We start from the raw sequence: 20623 nt of genomic DNA on the forward strand, positions 1-20623 counted from the left end.
TTCAATTTTTAATTACAATTCGTTTTTGATATCGTTTAACTGTGTTTTGATGGACTCTAATTTACGTATTATTTCGAATTTATCTAACGTTTTCTTTTGTCCTTCTTTTAAGTGTATTTTAGCGCCTTCAAGCGTAAAACCTCTCTCTTTTACAAGATGATATATTAATTGCAGGTTGGTAATATCTTCGGGTGTGAACATTCTGTTTCCCTTTGCATTTTTTTTGGGTTTTAGAATATCAAATTCACTGTCCCAAAATCGTATCAAAGAAGCATTGACATTAAAAGCTTTGGCTACTTCGCCAATACTGTAATATCTTTTGTCTTTAGAAAGTTCAATATGCATGATTCGTTTTTTTCTATTTTACTTCAAAAATACTATTTTTTCGGAATATTAATCTAATGATTGATTTTCTTGATTTGCCATTTGCGAAATTGCCACATATTCTACAGCCGAAATATTTCCATAGTAGAAATTAAGCGGATTGACAACTTTACCGTCTTTGTGCACTTCATAATGACAATGCGGACCTTCAGATCTTCCTGTGCTTCCAACATAACCAATTACATCTCCTCTTTTTACTTTTTGGCCAGGTCTGCAGTTGTATTTGCTTAAATGAGCGTACAGGCTTTCGTATCCAAAACCATGCCTGATCACTACATGGTTTCCAAAGCCCGAAGCGGTGTTGTCAGCTCTTGCTACAATACCGTCACCTGTGGCATAAACCGGAGCACCTGTGTTGGCAGTAAAATCCATTCCGTTGTGCATTTTTCTCACTTTCGTGAAAGGATCGATTCTGTAACCAAATCCGGAAGCAACTCGTTTTAAATTTTCGTTCTGAACGGGCTGAATGGCAGGAATTGCTAATAATAAACTTTCTTTGGCTCCTGCTAATTTTAAAATATCATCTAAAGATTTGGACTGAATGGCGAGCTGTTTAGAAAGTTTATCTACTCTTTTTGTTGTACTTAATACCAGTTGAGAATTATTATAACCTTCTAACGTTTTGTATCTCTCCGGATTTCTAAAACCGACTTTTCTAATCGAATCCGGAATTTCAGCTTTATTAAAATAAATTCTGTAAATATTATTATCCCGCTCTTCCAAAGCATCTGCAACAGCATCAATTTCATCTAATTTTTTATTTAGAATGGAATATTGAAGTTTTAAATTTTCAATTTCCCGTGCCTGCAAACGATCTTTGGGAGTTTCAAAATAAGGCGTATTAATTAAAAGAACGAAAACTAAAAAACCAAACAATGCTGAAGCCAGTAAAAACAGTAATGCGTAGCCTATTTTTATTCTTTTTCTGGTTTTTATTTTCGTATAAGCCAGATTTTCTGAGTCGTAATAATATTTTACTTTCGCCATATTTTAAAATACGCTATTTTTGCAGCTTGTAAAATAAGTTAGACGAACAAAATGGCTAAATGTTTCAGCAGTTCGGCAATTTTTTTTACAAGAATTAATGATTAGATATTGGGGCTATTTTATCATTAGATAATGCGCAAAATAGGCAATTTATTGTTTATAATATAAGTTTTTTGAATTCATTATAAAAAACTTAACGCATTACGGAATGAATAAATATCTAATCGTCTAATTTTCAAATTGACACATTAAACAGACACATTTTTTCTAATTTAAATATGAAATCACAAGACGTACGTAAACAATTTTTAGATTTTTTTGAGAGTAAAGGGCATACTATTGTTCCTTCAGCTCCTCTTGTCCTTAAAGACGATCCAACCTTAATGTTCAACAACTCGGGAATGGCCCAGTTTAAAGAATTTTTCTTAGGGAACGGAACTCCAAAAAGTCCAAGAATAGCCGATACACAAAAATGTCTTCGTGTTTCAGGAAAACATAATGACCTTGAAGAAGTAGGTATTGATACCTATCACCATACTATGTTTGAAATGTTAGGAAACTGGTCTTTTGGCGATTACTTCAAAAAAGAAGCTATCAACTGGGCTTGGGAACTATTGACAGAAGTTTATAAAATTCCAAAAGAGAATCTTTATGTTTCTGTTTTTGAAGGAAGTAAAGAAGATAATGTTCCATTTGACCAGGAAGCTTGGGATATCTGGAAAGAGTTAATCGATGAAGACCGAATTATACTTGGGAATAAAGATGATAACTTCTGGGAAATGGGAGATCAGGGACCATGCGGACCTTGTTCTGAAATTCACGTTGATTTACGTTCTGTTGAAGAAAAAGCTCAGGTTTCTGGAAAAAGTTTAGTAAATAACGACCACGCGCAGGTGGTTGAAATCTGGAATAATGTATTCATGGAATTCAACCGTAAAGCGGATGGTTCATTAGAAAAACTTCCAGCGCAGCACGTTGATACCGGAATGGGATTTGAGCGTTTGTGTATGGCTTTACAAGGAAAAACATCAAACTATGACACTGATGTTTTCATGCCTTTAATTAGAGAAATCGAAACTATTACCGGAGCAAAATACACAACTAATGATGTAACAGGTATTAGTGAAGAACAAAATAAAATGAATATTGCGATTCGTGTAGTGGCAGATCACGTTCGTGCGGTAGCATTTGCTATTGCTGACGGTCAGTTGCCATCTAACACGGGAGCAGGATATGTTATTCGTAGAATTTTGCGTCGTGCAATTCGTTACGGATTTACTTTCTTAGGAACAAAAGAGCCGTTTATTTTTAAATTGGTTGAAACTTTAAGCGAGCAAATGGGAGATTCTTTCCCGGAAATCAGAACGCAGAAAGCACTTTGTTCTAACGTAATTCGTGAAGAAGAAAATTCATTCCTTAAAACATTAGATCAGGGACTGATTCTTTTAGATGCTGTAATTTTAAACAATACAGGAAATACTGTTGATGGTAAAAAAGCATTTGAATTGTATGATACTTATGGATTCCCAATCGATTTAACCGCTTTAATTCTTTCTGAAAAAGGATTGAATTTGGACGAAGAAGGATTTAAGGAACAATTACAATTACAAAAAGAAAGATCTCGTGCAGCATCAAAAGTAACGGCTGGTGACTGGAATGTGCTTGTTGAAGATGATATTCAGGAATTTGTTGGTTATGACAGATTATCACAACAGGTAAAAATCACGAAATACCGTAGAGTTGAAAGTGCGAAAGACGGTGAAATTTTCCAATTAGTTTTCAATGCAACTCCATTTTACGGAGAAAGCGGAGGACAAACAGGAGATAAAGGATATTTAGAAGCTCAAAACGGAGATATCGTTTATATTATTGATACGAAAAAAGAAAATAATCAAACGATACATTTAGCAAAATCGTTACCAGATAATCTTACTGGGACTTTTAATGCTGTTGTTGACGCTAATCAAAGAGCTAAAACTTCATCAAACCACTCGGCTACGCATTTATTGCACCAGGGTTTACGTAAAATTTTAGGAACTCACATAGAGCAAAAAGGTTCGATGGTTCGTAATGCTTCTTTACGTTTTGACTTTTCTCACTTCTCTAAAGTTTCTGATGAAGAATTGTTAGAAGTAGAGAACTTTGTAAATGCAAGGATTCGTGAAAGTTTACCTTTAATTGAAAAAAGAGCAATTCCTAAAGAACAAGCTTTGGAAGATGGAGCAATCGCTTTGTTTGGAGAAAAATACGGAGATTTAGTTCGTACCATTAAATTTGGTGATTCTGTTGAATTGTGCGGAGGAACTCACGTTGCGAATACATCTGATATCTGGCATTTTAAAATTGTTTCTGAAGGAGCTGTTGCAGCCGGAATCAGAAGGATTGAAGCAATCACAAGTGAAGCTGCAAAAGAATATTTTGAGTCACAAGCTGTTTCTTTAGCTGAAATTAAAGAAGCGCTTAAAAATGCTCAGGATCCGGTAAAATCTATTTTAGCTTTACAGGATGAGAACGCTCAATTGAAAAAGCAGTTAGAGGCTTTATTAAAAGATAAAGCTAAAAACATGAAAGCTGATTTGGCTAAAGAATTACAAGAAATCAATGGTGTTCAATTCTTGGCTAAACAAGTAGATTTAAACCCAGAAGGAGCAAAAGATTTAGCTTATGAATTAGGTGGTTCTTATAACAACTTATTTGTAGTTTTCGCTACTGCTCACGAAGGAAAACCAATGTTAACTTGTTACATTTCTAAAGAAATTGTAGCAGCCAAAAACCTAAACGCAGGACAAGTGGTTCGCGAATTAGGAAAATATATCCAAGGTGGAGGAGGAGGTCAGCCTTTCTTCGCTACTGCAGGAGGTAAAAATGTTGATGGAATTGCTGAGGCTTTAACTAAAGCTGTGGATTTTGTAAAATAATTAAAGATGCTAAGGTTCTAAGATACTAAGGTTCTAAGTTTTTATAACTCACAACAAACCCGACAGGTTCAAACCTGTCGGGTTTTGTATTTGTAGTTTTTACGTATTTTATGTCATTTCGACTGAAAGGAGAAATCACACTAGAAACTCTACAAAGATTGGCAACTCACTTTGCGGATTTACGCGTGTGATTTCTCCTTTCAGTCGAAATGACAAATAGGACGTTTATAGATTGTTTTTAAAAAACTTAGAACCTTAGCAACTTAAAAAAAACTATTTTCGCTCCCCAATTTGCTGGCGCCACATAGCATAATAAAGTCCTTTCTCTACAATTAAATCCTCATGTTTGCCTTGCTCGATGATTTTACCCTGCTCCAAAACGAATATTCTGTCAGCATGCATTACAGTTGACAAACGGTGCGCAATTAAAACGGTGATTCGGTTTTTGTCTGAGATATTTCGAATAGTGTCATTAATTTCTTCTTCCGTAATCGAATCCAAAGCAGAAGTAGCTTCGTCAAAAATCAATAAATTCGGATTTCTAAGAATTGCTCTGGCAATAGATAAACGTTGTTTTTCCCCGCCCGAAACTTTGATTCCGCCTTCCCCGATTGTGGTATTTAAACCATCTTCAGCGCGTCTAAGCAGTTTTTCACAGCTAGCTCGTTTTAGTGCATCGTATAAATCTTCATCGGTTGCATTTGGTTTGACAAATAACAAGTTTTCACGAATTGTTCCAGAGAATAATTGTGCATCCTGAGTTACGAAACCTAATTGCTTTCTCAAATCTAAAAGATCAATATCTGTAGAATCAATATCATTATAGGTAACCTGACCTTCTGCAGGTGTATACAGCCCAACTAATAATTTGACCAAAGTAGTTTTACCAGAACCAGACGGCCCAACAAAAGCTACTGTTTGCCCTTGTTTAATTTCGAAATTGATATTTTCGACCGCTTTAAATTTAGCTGTTCTGTGCTGGAAACTTACATTAGAAAAAAGCAATTTTTGAATTGCCCCAATGTGTTTTGGATTTTTAGGACGAAATTCTTTTGGAGCGCTTAATAAGGTTTTAAAGTTCTCCATAGAAACTTTCGTTTCATTCAAAGCAATAATAAAGTTTCCTAATTCCTGTAAAGGGCCAAAAATAAAGAATGTAAAAAATACCATTGTCAATAAATCTCCAACTATAATTTTTCCGCCAAATAGAAAGTAATATAAAGCAAAAACAACGCAGGTTCTTAAAAAGTGAACGGTTGTTCCTTGGATGAAACTTAAACTTCTAATAAAACGTATTTTCTCTAATTCTAACTGAAGGATTTTAAATGTATTCAGATTTAAACGTTTTTCTTCTTGATATGTCAAACCAAGACTTTTTACCAATTCAATGTTTCGTAAACTTTCTGTTGTAGAACCTGCCAAGGCATTGGTCTGATTGACAATTTTTCGAGAAACAATCTTAATCTTTTTTCCTAAATACAAACTGACCAGAGCAATAATTGGTGCCGTAATTAAAAAGATAATCGAAATTCTGAAATCAATTCTCGCAACATAAACGATTACGAAAATGAAACCGATAATAGTCTGGAAGATTAAAGAAATTGAAAGTGTTATTAATTTTTCAGAATCAATTCTAACTTTAGTCAGTTTGCTTAAAGTTTCACCGCTTCGCTGATCTTCAAATTCGGCATAAGGAAGATCCAGAGATTTTTTGATTCCGTCGGTGTACATCTGTGCACCGGTTCTCTGAATCACAACATTGGTAAAATAATCCTGAAAGTTTTTGGTAATTCTGGAAATCATGGCTGCTCCAAGCGAAAGCCCGAGCCAAAATGCAAGAGATTTTATAAATCCCATCTCGTTGCCTTTATATTTTGCGATTCCGACACCGCAATCCTGCATTAATTTACCTGTAATTACAGAGTCTGATAAACTGAAACAGATGTTGATAGTAGCCATTATCAAAGCAAAAAACAGAAGCATTTTATGTTTGACGATGTAAGTATATAATAATTTCATAAGTGATTTAAAAAAATGGAAGATGCAAAAGTAAGGAATTGTTTTAGTTTCTGAAGTTGATTTTTGTTATTAAAAATGTAATTTTTTTATAGCTGAAATTGCCATGTACTTTTGAAATCAGGTCTGTTTTTTTATGTGTTATTATTTTTTTTACAGGAAAATTAAAAAATATCTTACTTGTAATTAGTGTGTTAAGAGTTTTACGAATTATTTTCTGCTTTTGATGTGGAATCACGTAAGGTTTTGGTTTTGGGTTGTAGTAGGTTTGCTACGAATAACAAAAACAAATTTAACCAAATCAAAATGAAAAAAATTTTATGCCTTTTTGGTGCTTTAGCACTAGTTTTAACATCTTGTTCAAGTGATGATTCTTCATCAGAATCTGCAGATGCAGTATTATTACCAAAAAAAATTACTGAAACAACTGTAGAAGACGGCCAATCTGGAAGTCTTACTTACACTTTGTCTTATGACGGAAACAAATTGAAAGAAATCTCTCTTTCAGATGCTTCAAGATCTGCTTATACTTATACAGGGAATCAGATTACTAAAGTTGAATTGTTTAGGTCAGGAGTTTTATACGCTACAGAAGTTTACGCTTATGATGGTGAAAAGCTGGTTTCTAAAATTACTACAAGAGAAGCGAATAAAACTATTCAGGATAAATTAACTTTTGTTTATAACGCAAACGGAACAGTTAATGTGAACCAATCTCAAATCATCGACAGACAGGAAATTAAATACGATACAACTACTCTTTACACTCTTTCAAATGGAAACATGATTTCTTCTGAGCTGATTGATGGTGTATTGGTCGAAAAAATAACATCTACGTTTGACACTAAGAAAAGTCCATTTATTAACATTACTGGAGTAAAAGCCTTATTAGATTTAGATTTTAATACAGGGTTTGACTTTTATTCAGCAAATAATACAGTAAAAAATGTTACAGTAACTTATAGCAGTAATGGTGCAGTTACTCAAACTGCAACTGTAGAGACTAAGTATAAGTACAACAATAGCAATTACGCTACTGAGATATTTTCAGGAGATGCAAGAGATTCATACAAATTAGAAGTTGTTTATTAATTAGTTTCTAAATTATAAACAGAATCCCCAATTAGCGTTATTACTGATTGGGGATTTTTTTTATGATTTTTTACATTTTCCCATTTTTAGAAGACCATTTTACTACTCCATTGTATATTAATTGCAGATCTCCATCATTCTGTAAATATAATTTTGCTCCCGGAAATTCAGAAGTATTGCTAGTCCAAATAATTACTTTAGATGCGCTTAAATTACTAGTCCTTGCTCCTTCTAATACTAGATTACCATTTGTTTCTAATTTGCAAGTCGATCTATAATATCTACCATCTCCAGCTTCCCAAATAAAAGTATTGTTTGAAAGATCAAAAATACATAGACTTCCAGAATGAAAAAAAAGTAACTGATATTTTTCATTGGGAGACTTGATAGTTTGTGTCCAAGGAATAAAATCTATCCTCTCTCCTGAATTTATAATTGATCTTGCGGGAAAAGGATACCATTTGTTTATAGATTGTTTATCAATTTCTGATAAAATATTTTGTTCATAAACAGCAACTTTATTTTTTGTAATTGATGCAGGAATATAATAATGCATGATGGACAAAGGGTCATACTCGCTGTAATCGGTGGTGTTTTCTTTGTTGATTATGTAGTTATCTACTTCATATTTAGTAAATTGACTACTGTAGTATTGGTAAGTCTTTGGTAAATCCCATTGAATATTTGCCGCTGGGTTTGTTGTTTCATGGAATAGGCCTAAAGCATGTCCAAATTCATGTAAAATTGTTCTTCTTGTTGAGGCTTCATCAATAGAGCTAAGAGGCCCTAGTCGCATAGATTGATGGTTTGTATTTCCATAAGCAGATTTCATTCCTAGGTCTGACCATGCGCCATATCTATTGCCATTTTCTCCTGCTCGCTCAAAACCAATTCTAATGTCTGCATATCCATCAGAAACATATTCAAAATTTAAGTTAGCGTAATTTAGCCATTCACTTGCAACTTCTTTTACTTTTTCATGCTCAATTTGATTACCGTCTAAAAATTTAATTTTAATAGTTTGACCAGTTTGCCATCGAGGCCAAGTGATAATTGCGGCAGTTGTTTTAGATGTACTATTAGAATTAGCATTAATTTGATCAAAAGTGCATATAGTAGCATTGTCATCAATTAATTAAGAATATCCAAATTAGATTGATTAAAAAGTAAGGATTTTTCATAAGATTTTGATTTAAGTTAAATACAATGTTAATGAAAAATTAATCCTGAATATAGTACTGATGTAAGTTATGTCTTAATCTGTTATAATTATATCTTTTCGTGGAGTTTAAAGGAGGTAAATATCATTCTTTTTGCATGAAATCTTATAGTCATAAAAGAATATCTCATGAATAAAAAGTTTTTTTTTCTATCTCTATTTAGTATTTTAATTTCCTGCAACAATGATGCGGAAAAAAACTCTGAAAAAAGATTAATTCTGCCAAAAACAATAATTTATAAGGATGCTGAAAGTGATTATATAAGTATTACAAATTTGGTTTATAAAGAAAAGAAGCTTTTAACTATTGGAAATAAAAATAGGAGAAACGATTATTTGTATGATGGAGATAGAATTGTTAGAGAAACAAAATATGATTACAAATCAGGAAAAGAAATTGAAGTGTCCAAGAAATATTTTACTTACATAGGCAATAAATTACTCTTTACTAATAAAATTGAGAATGGAAGATGGTATAAATACTCGTATATTTATAATGAGGATGGAACAATTAAAAGAGAGAGTTATGAAATAAATGATATAACGGGTGAGGAATTAAAAAGAAATACATATGAGATTTTAATTTTTACTGATGGGAATTTGATAAAAAAAATTTCATTCACTGAATCAAATTCTATCACATTTACCAAAACTTGCTTTTATGAATATGATTTAAGTAGTAATGTATTTAAAAATGTTTTAGGTCTTAATTTGTTATTAGATGAATTAAGTTTTGATTCCGTGGGATATTTATTTTCTACAAATAATTTGAAAAAAGTGAGTGAATATTCTTCATTTCAATTTGATAATAATATGTTAGACTATTTTAGTTTTTTTGATTATGAATATAATATTAATGGCTATCCGATTAAAAAAAAATGTTATGGTTTGCAAGGTGTCAATTCAATAATTGAATATAGATATTGAATACATGTCTTTAAGTTTGTTCTGGATTTTTATCTTAATGATTATTTACATTTTCCCATTTTTAGAGGACCATTTAACAACTTCATTATAGATTAACTGAAGATCTCCATCATCTTGTAAGCGTAATGTAGCACCGGGATATTGAGCTGTATCAGACATCCAGATTATTTGTTCAGGAGCATTAAAACCTGCAGAATGACCTTTAATAACTAAATTTCCATCAGACTGTAAGTAGCAAGAAGAACGAATGCTATATTTCGGATTTCCTTCCTGCCAGATTATTCTATTATAGGTTAAATCTTTTACAGACAACATTCCCGAATCAAATTGTAAAACAAATAATTCATTTGAAGACTTAATAGCTTTTGTCCAGGGAATAAAATCTATTCTTTCTCCGGATTCTATCACAGATCTGATAGGAAAAGGATACCAATTATTGATAGATACAATATCTGTCATTGATAAATCGCTCATTTCATTTACACCGACTCCGTTTGTGGTAAGAGATGCAGGAACATAATAATGCATTATAGAGAGAGAATCATATTCGCTGTAATTGGTTGATTCAGGACTTTTAATCACATATTGATCGACTTCATCTTTAGACCAGCCGTTTAAATCACTGTAGTATTTGTATACTTTGGGTAAATCCCATTTTATGGTTGAGACAGGACTTGAATTTTCATGAATAAGACCAAGTGCATGTCCAAACTCATGTAAAATAGTTCTTCTAACAGAAGCTTCATTAACAGAGGTTAATGGCCCTAATCGCATAGATTGTGCATTGATGTTGCCATAAGCCGATTTCATTCCTAAAAGAGACCATGCTCCGTAACTACCAACATTAAATCCTATTCTAATATCGGCATATTCTTGTGCAGTAACATATTCAAAATTTAGGTTGGCGTATTTTGTCCATTCGGCTGCAATTTTTTTTACTTTCTCCTGCTCAGTGACATCTCCGTCTAAAAATTTAATTTTAATGGTTTGTCCAATTTCCCATCGTGGCCAGGTAATAATTGCCGCGTCAGGTTTAGTATTAGGATTGGATTTCGAGTCAATAAAATTAAAACTGCAAAGTTCCATTTCATCAACAGATATTTGATTTTCTTCATGATTACATGAAAAAAATAGCATAAAAGAGAAAAATATTAAAAGCTTAAAAAATCTTTGCATGTTCATTTGTCGACAGAAAGGACAAAATTAAAAGAAGATAAAATATCTTTTAAAGAAGAGTATTAAATATGTCTTATAATGACACAATTATGTCTTTTTGTGGAAAGAATGTCTTACTGGAAAAGTTTCCTTTTGCATGTTATTCAAATGAACATGAAAAAGTATTTATCATATTGTTGGGCAATTGTTTTGTTTGTTTTGTTTTCCTGCTCTAATGAAGAGTATGTCGAAAACCAAAATATGATTTTGCCTAAAGTTTTAAAAACAATATATCCTGATAGTCCATCAGATAATTTTGAGACCAATATTGTTTACAATGAAAATAAGATTGTAAAAGTCAGTAATAAATTTGAAAGGATTGATTACTCATACAGTGGTAATTTTATTTCAGCAGAAGTGAAATACAATATTCAAAACGGTAAAGAAGTCAAGTATTCCGAGACATTTTACGAATATGAAAATGAAAGTTTAAAAACCGTTTCTAAAATATTGAATGGAGAACAAATGAGATATGTTTACAGTAAAAATGACGATGGTTCGATTAATATGGAAAGTTATATTTTTGACACTCAAACTAAGAAAGAGTCAAAAAATCCGGGATTAAATGTTTTAACAATTGATAATGGAAATTTAATAAATATGGTTTCGGAATGGGGGTATAATGATGTTATAACCTGTTCCCGTTTTCAGTATGATAAATATAATAATGCATTTAAAAATGTATTAGGATTTAATTTGCTTTTAGGTCAGGAAATTTTTGGTTCTGAAATCAATATTTCTTCTTTTAATAATTTAACAAGACACTCTTATTCTCCAATTGTTTCCGGAAGTATTGTATTCGAACCGTATTCCTGTACAATGGTTTATGAGTACAATAAAAAAAGTTATCCAATTAAGAAAATAACTTATGATTATGCAGGCAGGATTATCAATATTACAGAGTATGAATATTGAGTTTTTCTAGTACTATTATTCAAAATTTATTTTCATAATTGCTACAAAAAGTTTTTTTAGTATTAAAATAAGGTAAGATTTTATTGCTTTTTTTATTTGGTTTGATTTTCTTTGAAAGAACAAATTTAACCTACTAAAAAATGAAAAAACTATTAATCCTTTTTACGGCATTATCCTTTATTGCAATTTCCTGCTCCAGTGAAGACGGTTCCTCCTCAGGAGATACTTCTGTTTTACCTAAAACCATTTCCTTCATTTATCCTGGTGCTTATTTAGGGAGAAACGGAACAAGTACGTTAAGTTTCAATGGAAATAAAATTGTAAGCACTATCGATGAAAGTTCGAAAACAGTATTTACCTATACTGGTGATGTGATAACGAAACAAGAAGTTTTTGATTTGGATGAGCAAGGAAAAGAAACCAAAACTGATGAAGTAGTTTATACATACGAAAACGGAAAACTAAAAACCAGAATTTTTAAAGAAAATATTACTGCTCAATATCCTGACGGTTACTATATTGAAAAAGTGGTTTACAATCATATTTCAAACGAATCCATTTCTTATATCAATTACAATGTAGACAAAGACACAAAAGCTGAAATTAAAAGCAGCGAAGGAAGCCTGACTTATAAAAATGGAAATCTTGTAAAAGAACAAAGAACCAGCAGTTCTGTAACAATAACGAGAGAGTATGAGTACGATACCAAAAATAACCCTCTGAAAAATGTTGCAGGTTTCAAACAGTTATTAAACGAAATCAGTGAAGTTGGTCAAAACAATGTTGTTAAAACAACAGCTAAATCATCAGAGAATGCGAATACAGCTGTTTATTTGACGACTTATGATTATAATGACAAAGATTACCCGACAAAGCATACTTCTTATGGTAGTTCGGGTGTTTCAATCGAATATGAAATGTACTATACTTATTAGCCTTACAATACTTTTAAACCCCCAATATTTAATCTATTAAAAATGAAAAAACTTTTATTCCTTTCTACTGCGCTATCTTTATTTATAACATCTTGTTCAAGTGATGATAATTCAGCGAAAGACAGTTCTGTATTACCAAAAACAATTACCTATACTTACCCTCCGGAAACTGAAAAAGCGATAGAAATTGGTTTAGTTAAATATGATGGCAACAAGATTAACAGTATCATAGGAGCAAATAAAAGAACATTGTTTACTTATACAGATAACCTTATAACAAAACAAGAGGTTTACGAAAAAGACAGACAAGGAAAAGAGTTTAAATCAAAAGAAGCTTTTTATAATTATAAAAGTGGAAAATTAGATACTAAAATTTCCAATACGAGCGATGTACTTAATCCTGATTGGGTGTATACTCAAAAAACAGTCTACACGCATTCATCAACCGAATTAATTTCCTATGTAACGTATTCGATTAATAATGAAACTAAAGTAGAAACTAAAACCATTGAAGGAACTCTAACCTATGAAAATGGTAATCTTGTAAAACGTGCAGGAAATATATGGTCTTATGTTTATGAATACGATACTAAAAGCAATCCTTTAAAAAACATTTTAGGTTTAGATTTATTGTTGGATGAAATCAGAGAAATTGGTAAAAACAATGTTGTAAAAATTATCAACAAGCCTTCTCCGACTTCTAATCCCGCTATTTTTTTAAGAGACTACACTTATGATGACAAGAATTATCCAACAAAAAACAGATCATATTCTAATGGCGGAAATGTTGAATTTGATATAGAGTATACTTACTGATTTAATTCTATTTAAATGAAAAAAATAATATTACTATTCTGTATAGCGATTTCTTTAGTGTCTTGCTCAAATGATGATAATTCTTCTCCAGATGAAAACTCTATTCCCGCTCAAAAGCCTAGTAGAATAGTTACTCTTGGTTTATCTTCTTTGGGAGTTAGTAATATAGAATATGAAAACAATAAGATTTTAAGAGAAAATTATATGAATGGTGCATTTACTGAATATACTTACACTGGTAATTTTGTAACTAAATTGCAAAAATTCAATTCTGATAAGTCAATACAATTTACAATCGAGTATTCCTATACTAATGGAAAGTTAGCTTCTTCTGTTAATTGGACGGGAAAAGATGATACAGAATATTATAAAATAAAATATGTTCATAATAATGATAATACCGTTACTTTTCAGGAATTTTACAGAAATTCAATAAAAAGAGTAGAAGAAAAAACGGCTTTTTCAGGTACACTTATTTATAAATCTGGAAATTTAGTAAAGTCTGAAGTGAAAAATTTCGATACTTTTTCGGTTTACAATTATGAGTATGATACCAAAAATAGTCCGTTGAAAAATGTAGTAGGATACAATTTGCTATTAGACAGAGAACATGATTTATCAGTCAATAATGTTATTAAAATAGCAGGAACTGTTACAAAGACTACAGGAAATAAAGAAACTTCAGATTATTTAATTACCTATACTTATGATTACGATGAAAATGATTTTCCAATAGAGAGGAAAAATTTTGATGGAACAGGAGCCTCTGCCGGAGGTGCTATATTTAACTATTAATCTTTTAAAAAAAACAAATACTTTCTGTATTTGGTTTTTTTATTGCTGATAATTGGCGAAATTCGTGTTCAAATAAATTCTCATGCAATTCAGAACTCCAATTCCCATTTCAAAAAGTAATTCGCCAATCGATTATCATTCGAAAATACTTTCTGTTGGTTCCTGTTTTGCAGAAAACATGGCGGAGAAATTTGATTATTTTAAATTCCAAAACGAAACCAATCCGTTTGGGATTATTTTTAATCCGGTTTCAATAGCCAAATTATTTGGAAGAGTTTGTAAAGAAGAAGTATTTGAAGAAAAAGACGTTTTCTTTCACAACGAACGCTGGAATTCTTTTGAAGTACATTCTGATCTAAGCAATGCTGACCGACAAGAATTGCTGGAGACACTTAATAAAGCGATTTCAGAAACACACAAACAACTTAAAGAAGCAACGCATCTCATTATTACTTTTGGAACTGCCTGGATTTATAAAATTCTGGAGAAAGACGAAGTAGTGGCTAATTGCCATAAAGTACCGCAGAAACAATTTTCAAAAGAATTGTTATCAGTAGAAATAATCCAAAAAAGCATTCAAAATACAATTGATTTAATTCAGACAATAAATCCGAAAATCAATTTTATTTTTACGATTTCACCTGTAAGACATATTAAAGACGGTTTTACAGAAAATCAATTAAGTAAATCACATTTGTTTACAGCTCTGCATTCGGTTCTCAGAACTGAACACTTAAAACTGATCACTGAATACTTTCCCTCCTACGAGATCATGATGGATGAACTTCGCGATTATCGTTTTTACAACGAAGATATGTTACATCCCAACCAAATTGCAATTGATTATATCTGGAAACTTTTCAGTGAAAATTATATTTCACAGGAAAGTACAGCAACAATGCAGGAAGTAGATGAAATTCAAAAAAGTCTGCGTCACAGAAGTTTCAATCCGGAATCAGAACAACATCAAAAATTTTTAGCAAAACTTCAGCAGAAAATAAATCAGCTGGGAGAAAAATTACCGCATATTAAATTCTAATCGCAGTGACTGGTTAAAACCAACAGTTTAAAAATTAGCCGACTTTTTTTTGCCACAGATTATAAAGATTTCAAGTTTTTTTTAATAATCCAGCTTTATTTTAATTTGTGTTAATCTGTGTAATCTGTGGCAAAAAACAACTCAAAACTTCGCGTCTTAGCGTCTTCGTGGCAAAAAACAACAATAAAATTTTAGAATAATTGCTCAGAATTATGTAAATTGTTAAGGTTTAAATTTTACATTTTTGTAAGATGTCTAACCCTGCTTTTTTCAGAAGCAATTTTAATCGAACCGATTTTATTGACGTATGAATAAGAAACCCGCTTATTTTCTTAAAAAAACACTTCGTATCCTCATGTGGTGCGTGGTTTCTGTAATTGCACTTTTATTACTTCTTATCATTTTAATTCAGGTTCCGTCGGTTCAGAATTTCGTTAAAAATAAAGCGATCACCTACCTTCAGGGTAAAATAAAAACCAAAGTTTCCTTAGATTATATTTCGATAAAATTTCCAAAAGATGTAGTTCTGGAAGGTTTTTATTTTGAAGATCAAAAAAAAGATACTTTGCTGGCCGGTAAACGATTAGAGGTTGATGTTGATCTTTTTAAACTCGTTAGCAGTGAACTTGAAATCAATTCGGTTTCACTTGAAAATGTGAAAGCCAATATTTCCCGAAATAAAGACGGTGTTTTTAATTTCGATTACATCATAAAAGCATTCGAATCCAAAGAACCAAAAGTAGAGGATCCAAATGCAAAACCTTTCAAAATCTCGGTTGTCAAAGTAAACCTCGATCAGGTTAAATTTAACTTTAAGGATGATTTCGCTAAAAATGATATTCGGGTAAACCTGACGCATTTTGATACCAAATTCAAGAAGTTTGATCTGGATCAGATGGATTTTAATATTCCGACAATCAATTTAAATGGCTTAAAAGTAGTTTTAGATCAGGATGTAGTCGAGAAAATTGCTGAAGTTTCAGTAAAAACAGTTGATACGATTTCGAAACGTCCTGATTTTAAATTGGCGTTAGACAAAATAGCTTTGTCTAAAATCGATATTTTATATGATAATAAAGATTCGAAACTAAATTCGGGTATTAGCTTAGGAAATTTAAAATTAATAGTAAATGAGATTGATCTTAATAAACAGTTTTTGGATTTTAATACTTTTGAAGTTAAAAATCTTAAAGGAAATTTACGTCTTGGTGCAAAAGATAAGCAGATTCAAGCCCCTGACCTGGATACAACAGCCATAAAACAAGCGGGCTGGAAAGCAAAATTAAATAAGGTTGATATCCAGAATGTCGCCTTCAAATTTGATGATATGCAGTCAAAACCTGTCGCAAAAGGTTTAGATTACAGTCATTTGGATTTGAGTAAATTCAACTTCGAAGCAGAGAAATTGTATTATGGAAATGATACCATTTCGGGAAATATAAACAAACTTACAGTCAACGAAAAAAGCGGTTTGCAAATCCAGTCTTTAAAAACTAATTTTTTCTACGGACCAAAAAATGCATCCTTAGAGAATCTGTATTTAAAAACTCCGCAAACACTTGTTCAGGATAAAATTAAAGCTGAATACAAATCGCTTGATGCACTGCAGAAAGCTTTAGGAAATCTGGCTATTGATGCCAATCTGAAAGAATGCAAAATTGGTTTCAAAGACATTTTATTGTTTGTTCCAACGCTTCAAAACACCAATCCGTTTAAGAGCAATCCAAACGCAATTTTGTCTGTGGATAGCCGTGTAAGCGGAAAAGTAAAAGATCTGAATATTTCCAAATTTGAAATGAGCGGAATTGGAACGACAAAAGTTTCCTTGTCGGGGAAAATTACCGGATTGCCCGATGCTGAGAAAGCGTATTACGATCTGGATATTAAAAAGATTTCGAGCACAGCAAAAGATATTAATATGTTCGTGCCGGCAGGAACAATTCCAAAAAACATTCAGCTTCCTTCGCAGTTGAGTTTACAGGGAAAATTCAAAGGTTCAGTTCAAAACTTCAAAACCAATTTAGCTTTAAATAGCAGTTTTGGAAATGCAAAAGTGGATGCTTTATTTGATCAGCGTGTTAAAAAAAGAGAAAAATACGATGCGACGGTTTCCTTAAATGAGTTTGATCTTGGACGATTAATCAAAAATGATTCGATTGGAAAAATAACGCTTAATGCGAAAGTTAAAGGAAACGGTTTAGATCCTAAAACGGCAAATGCAGCTATTGACGGAATTGTTCAGAAAGCAGTTTTCAACAGATATACGTATAAAGATTTAACGCTGAAAGGAAATATCGAAAACGGTTCTTTTGCAGTGAAATCAGGAATGGAAGATCCAAATCTGAATTTTAATTTAACAGCTTCAGGCGATACAAAAGACAAATATCCAACTGTAAAACTGAAATTAAATCTCGATATAGCCGATTTAGAAAAACTAAATCTGCATGCCGGTCCAATGAAACTCCGTGGAAATGTAGATGCTGATATCGCCAACAGTAATCCGGATTTTCTGAACGGAAAAGTGTTCTTATCCAATATTCAGATTTTACAGGACAAAGAGCCAATTGTTTTAGATTCTATCCGTGTTTTTGCGTTTGCAGACAAAGACAGCAATTCGATTAAAATTTCGTCTCAGTTTCTAAAAGCAGAAGTAATCGGAAAATACAAATTGACGACTTTGGCCAATTCGGTTCAAAAATCATTATCTAAATATATTAATCTTCAAAATCCTAAAGTCAACGCCGAATCAGATGAACAAAGACTAGCCTTTACTTTGAAAGTGGACAATGATCCTGTGCTTTTGAAATTATTGCCAAAATTAACGAGTTTAGAACCTTTTAGCATAAACGGAAAATACAACAGCCAAGCCGATTCATTAGAAGTAAAAGGAACAATTCCGCGTATTGTTTATGGAGGAAATACTATTTCTGACGGAAAAATAAATATCGAGACCAAAGAAAATGCGCTGGAATATTTGGTTTCTGTGGCGACTATAGAAAGCGGTTCGCTTAAAATTCCGTTTACGAGTTTATTAGGAAAAGTAGAAAATAATGAATTAACGTATGCTTTGGAAGTGAAAGATGCCAAAGAAAAACAGCAGTATTTTATTGCCGGAAACCTGAATCATGAAGACTCCAAAAACATCTTTAAAATCGATGCAGACAGTTTTGTTTTAAATTATGATAAATGGACTGTCGATCCGGAAAACGCAATCGAATTTGGAGATAACCGACTTTATATCAATAAATTTTTCCTTAGCAATTCCGGAAACGAATTAAAAATCCAATCGCAGGGAACTCAAAATAATGCACCGCTTCAGGTTGATTTTGTGAATTTCAAAATCGAAACCATTATGAACATGGTTAAAAAAGACGAACTGTTAATGCAGGGATTAATTAACGGAAATGCTTTGGTCGAAAATGTAATGACCAAACCCACTTTTACATCCGATTTAAAAATAGACGATTTTACTTTTAAAGGAGAAAAAGTTGGTGATTTAGAAATAAAAGTAAATAATAAAACCGAAGATACACTTGCCGCAAATGTAGTTTTAAGCAATGAAGGAAATGATGTAAAACTCACTGGAGAATATAAAATTGCGGAAGGGACTTTTGATTTAGATATGGCGATTAATAAGCTGTACATCAAAAGTATTCAAGGGTTCAGTATGGGGAATATTACAGAAGGAAACGGTTTTCTGTTTGGAAATTTCAAGGTGACAGGAAATACTTCTGCACCAAAAGTGAATGGAGAATTGAATTTTAATGATGCCGGTTTCAGAGTAACACAATTGAATTCGTATTTTAAAACGGGACAAGAAAAAATCACTTTCAATGAAGGAGTAATTTCGTTTGATAAGTTTTCTCTTTTAGATGAAAATGACAATGAATTGTTTGTCAATGGAACCGTTCAGTCAGCTGATTTTACAAAGTACAATTTTAACCTTTTGGTTGAAGCCAATGATTTTAGAGCGATTCATTCTAAAGCCGCCGACAATGATTTGTTCTACGGCGATTTATTTTTGGATACGAAACTGAATATCAAAGGAAGTTTAGAAAGTCCGGTTGTGGATGGAACCTTAAAAATAAATAAAGAAACCAAGTTTACGGTTGTAATGCCACAGTCAGATCCGTCAATTGCAGATCGTGAAGGAATCGTGGAGTTTGTTGATGAAGATAATATGTATCTGAAACAAACGGTTGAAATGCAGACTAAATTGGATCAGTCGGAACTAAAAGGAATGAACGTGAATGTTGCTATTACGATTGACAAAGAAGCCGAATTGACTTTGCTGATTGATAAATCAAACGGTGATTATCTGAACCTGAAAGGAGAAGCGGAATTGGTCGGTGGAATTGATCAGTCCGGAAAAACAACATTGACTGGAAAATATGAGTTCTCGGATGGAGCTTATCAAATGAATTTTAACGGAATCAAAAGAAAATTTGATATTCAGGAAGGAAGTTATATTACCTGGAATGGTGAACCAACTATGGCAAATGTAAGCATTACGGCTATTTATAAGGTTGATGCTGCTCCGATTGATCTATTAGGTAACCAAATTCCAACTGATAATACAGCAGAAAGAAATACATACAAACAAAAACTTCCGTTTCAGACTTTATTGAAAATGAACGGAGAACTGATGAAACCTGAAATTTCATTTGGAATTGTATTGCCAGATGGAAATTATAATGTTTCTACAGATGTAGTTACATTAACACAAACCAAACTGAAACAATTAGAACAAGATCCTGCCGAATTGAACAAACAGGTTTTTGCGCTTTTATTATTAAACCGATTTGTGGGAGAAAACCCTTTTCAAAGTGAAAGCGGTGGCGTTAATGCAGAATCTTTCGCAAGACAAAGTGTGAGTAAGATTCTTTCACAGCAATTGAATAATCTGGCAGGTGAATTAATTACAGGATTTGAAGTCAATTTTGATTTAGAATCGTCTGAAGATTATACTTCTGGAACTATGCAAAACAGAACCGATCTGAATGTAGAAGTTTCTAAAAAACTGTTGGATGACAGATTGAAAGTAACTGTTGGAAGCAGTTTTGGAGTAGAAGGTGCAGAGCGCGCCAATGAGGAAAGCACCAATATTGCCGGTGATGTAGCGTTAGATTATCAGCTTACAAAAGACGGCAGATATATTGTTCGTGCCTACAGAAAAAATCAATATCAGGTCGCAGTAGAAGGACAGGTGGTAGAAACAGGTGTTGCTTTTATTATTACGATGAGTTACAATAAATTCAGAGAGCTTTTCCATCGAACTGAAAAAGAAAAAGAATTAATTCGAGAAGAAAAACTTCGAAAAGAAAAAGAAAAACAGAAAAAAAAGGAAGAGAAAGAGAAGTAAAAA

Annotated in this window: 14 protein-coding genes; 9 read left to right on the forward strand and 5 right to left on the reverse strand. The window is 32.3% G+C overall.

From position 1 onward, the window contains the following. Positions 1-12 precede the first annotated feature (12 nt). The gene (locus HYN56_RS10210; RefSeq protein WP_091492704.1) at positions 13-345 is read right to left on the reverse strand and encodes a MerR family transcriptional regulator; all 333 of its coding nucleotides are present in this window, start codon (positions 343-345) and stop codon (positions 13-15) included. 48 nt (positions 346-393) lie between these two features. Beyond that, complete coding sequence (locus HYN56_RS10215; protein ID WP_109192077.1) at positions 394-1371, reverse strand: M23 family metallopeptidase; 978 nt, start codon at positions 1369-1371, stop codon at positions 394-396. Positions 1372-1649: 278 nt separating this feature from the next. Here HYN56_RS10215 and alaS point away from each other — a divergent pair, with 278 nt between their 5' ends. Further along, a complete protein-coding gene (gene alaS / locus HYN56_RS10220; protein ID WP_109192078.1) occupies positions 1650-4289 on the forward strand; it encodes an alanine--tRNA ligase in 2640 nt (879 codons plus the stop codon). 273 nt (positions 4290-4562) lie between these two features. On the opposite strand, the gene HYN56_RS10225 is transcribed toward alaS, so the two are convergent. Beyond that, positions 4563-6308, reverse strand: coding sequence for an ABC transporter ATP-binding protein (locus tag HYN56_RS10225; protein WP_109192079.1), 1746 nt, complete (start codon positions 6306-6308; stop codon positions 4563-4565). Between the two features lie 303 nt (positions 6309-6611). Here HYN56_RS10225 and HYN56_RS10230 point away from each other — a divergent pair, with 303 nt between their 5' ends. Next, the gene (locus HYN56_RS10230; protein ID WP_109192080.1) at positions 6612-7397 is read left to right on the forward strand and encodes a hypothetical protein; all 786 of its coding nucleotides are present in this window, start codon (positions 6612-6614) and stop codon (positions 7395-7397) included. 70 nt (positions 7398-7467) lie between these two features. Here HYN56_RS10230 and HYN56_RS10235 read toward each other — a convergent pair whose 3' ends face one another. Next, a complete protein-coding gene (locus HYN56_RS10235; RefSeq protein ID WP_109192081.1) occupies positions 7468-8529 on the reverse strand; it encodes a M12 family metallopeptidase in 1062 nt (353 codons plus the stop codon). A 216-nt stretch (positions 8530-8745) separates the two neighbouring features. Between HYN56_RS10235 and HYN56_RS10240 the strand changes: the two genes are divergently transcribed. Then, a complete protein-coding gene (locus HYN56_RS10240; protein WP_109192082.1) occupies positions 8746-9543 on the forward strand; it encodes a hypothetical protein in 798 nt (265 codons plus the stop codon). A 45-nt stretch (positions 9544-9588) separates the two neighbouring features. On the opposite strand, the gene HYN56_RS10245 is transcribed toward HYN56_RS10240, so the two are convergent. Beyond that, on the reverse strand, positions 9589-10680 hold the full coding sequence (locus tag HYN56_RS10245; RefSeq protein ID WP_167398297.1) for a M12 family metallopeptidase: 1092 nt from the start codon (positions 10678-10680) through the stop codon (positions 9589-9591). Between the two features lie 117 nt (positions 10681-10797). Here HYN56_RS10245 and HYN56_RS10250 point away from each other — a divergent pair, with 117 nt between their 5' ends. The 6 genes from HYN56_RS10250 to HYN56_RS10275 all read left to right on the forward strand — a co-directional run bounded on the left by HYN56_RS10250 (position 10798) and on the right by HYN56_RS10275 (position 20620). Next, entirely contained in the window at positions 10798-11673 is an 876-nt protein-coding gene (locus HYN56_RS10250) for a hypothetical protein (protein ID WP_146194584.1), read from the forward strand. Positions 11674-11813: 140 nt separating this feature from the next. After that, positions 11814-12608: a hypothetical protein gene (locus tag HYN56_RS10255; protein WP_109192085.1), complete on the forward strand. Its 795-nt coding sequence runs from the start codon at positions 11814-11816 to the stop codon at positions 12606-12608. A 42-nt stretch (positions 12609-12650) separates the two neighbouring features. Continuing rightward, entirely contained in the window at positions 12651-13424 is a 774-nt protein-coding gene (locus HYN56_RS10260; RefSeq protein ID WP_109192086.1) for a hypothetical protein, read from the forward strand. A 15-nt stretch (positions 13425-13439) separates the two neighbouring features. Next, the gene (locus tag HYN56_RS10265) at positions 13440-14219 is read left to right on the forward strand and encodes a hypothetical protein (RefSeq protein ID WP_109192087.1); all 780 of its coding nucleotides are present in this window, start codon (positions 13440-13442) and stop codon (positions 14217-14219) included. A gap of 82 nt (positions 14220-14301) precedes the next feature. Then, complete coding sequence (locus HYN56_RS10270) at positions 14302-15258, forward strand: GSCFA domain-containing protein (protein WP_109192088.1); 957 nt, start codon at positions 14302-14304, stop codon at positions 15256-15258. A gap of 307 nt (positions 15259-15565) precedes the next feature. Beyond that, the gene (locus HYN56_RS10275) at positions 15566-20620 is read left to right on the forward strand and encodes a translocation/assembly module TamB domain-containing protein (protein WP_109192089.1); all 5055 of its coding nucleotides are present in this window, start codon (positions 15566-15568) and stop codon (positions 20618-20620) included. Positions 20621-20623 lie beyond the last annotated feature (3 nt).

This window comes from Flavobacterium crocinum (genome assembly GCF_003122385.1).
Taxonomy (GTDB): domain Bacteria; phylum Bacteroidota; class Bacteroidia; order Flavobacteriales; family Flavobacteriaceae; genus Flavobacterium; species Flavobacterium crocinum.

Coding starts and splice junctions, on each gene's coding strand:
- HYN56_RS10260 (WP_109192086.1), top strand. CDS start 12,651: ATGAAAAAACTTTTATTCCTTTCTACTGCGCTATCTTTATTTATAACA.
- HYN56_RS10275 (WP_109192089.1), top strand. CDS start 15,566: ATGAATAAGAAACCCGCTTATTTTCTTAAAAAAACACTTCGTATCCTC.
- HYN56_RS10245 (WP_167398297.1), bottom strand. CDS start 10,680: ATGCTATTTTTTTCATGTAATCATGAAGAAAATCAAATATCTGTTGAT.
- HYN56_RS10240 (WP_109192082.1), top strand. CDS start 8,746: ATGAATAAAAAGTTTTTTTTTCTATCTCTATTTAGTATTTTAATTTCC.
- HYN56_RS10265 (WP_109192087.1), top strand. CDS start 13,440: ATGAAAAAAATAATATTACTATTCTGTATAGCGATTTCTTTAGTGTCT.
- HYN56_RS10255 (WP_109192085.1), top strand. CDS start 11,814: ATGAAAAAACTATTAATCCTTTTTACGGCATTATCCTTTATTGCAATT.
- HYN56_RS10215 (WP_109192077.1), bottom strand. CDS start 1,371: ATGGCGAAAGTAAAATATTATTACGACTCAGAAAATCTGGCTTATACG.
- HYN56_RS10225 (WP_109192079.1), bottom strand. CDS start 6,308: ATGAAATTATTATATACTTACATCGTCAAACATAAAATGCTTCTGTTT.
- HYN56_RS10270 (WP_109192088.1), top strand. CDS start 14,302: ATGCAATTCAGAACTCCAATTCCCATTTCAAAAAGTAATTCGCCAATC.
- alaS (WP_109192078.1), top strand. CDS start 1,650: ATGAAATCACAAGACGTACGTAAACAATTTTTAGATTTTTTTGAGAGT.
- HYN56_RS10210 (WP_091492704.1), bottom strand. CDS start 345: ATGCATATTGAACTTTCTAAAGACAAAAGATATTACAGTATTGGCGAA.
- HYN56_RS10250 (WP_146194584.1), top strand. CDS start 10,798: ATGACACAATTATGTCTTTTTGTGGAAAGAATGTCTTACTGGAAAAGT.
- HYN56_RS10230 (WP_109192080.1), top strand. CDS start 6,612: ATGAAAAAAATTTTATGCCTTTTTGGTGCTTTAGCACTAGTTTTAACA.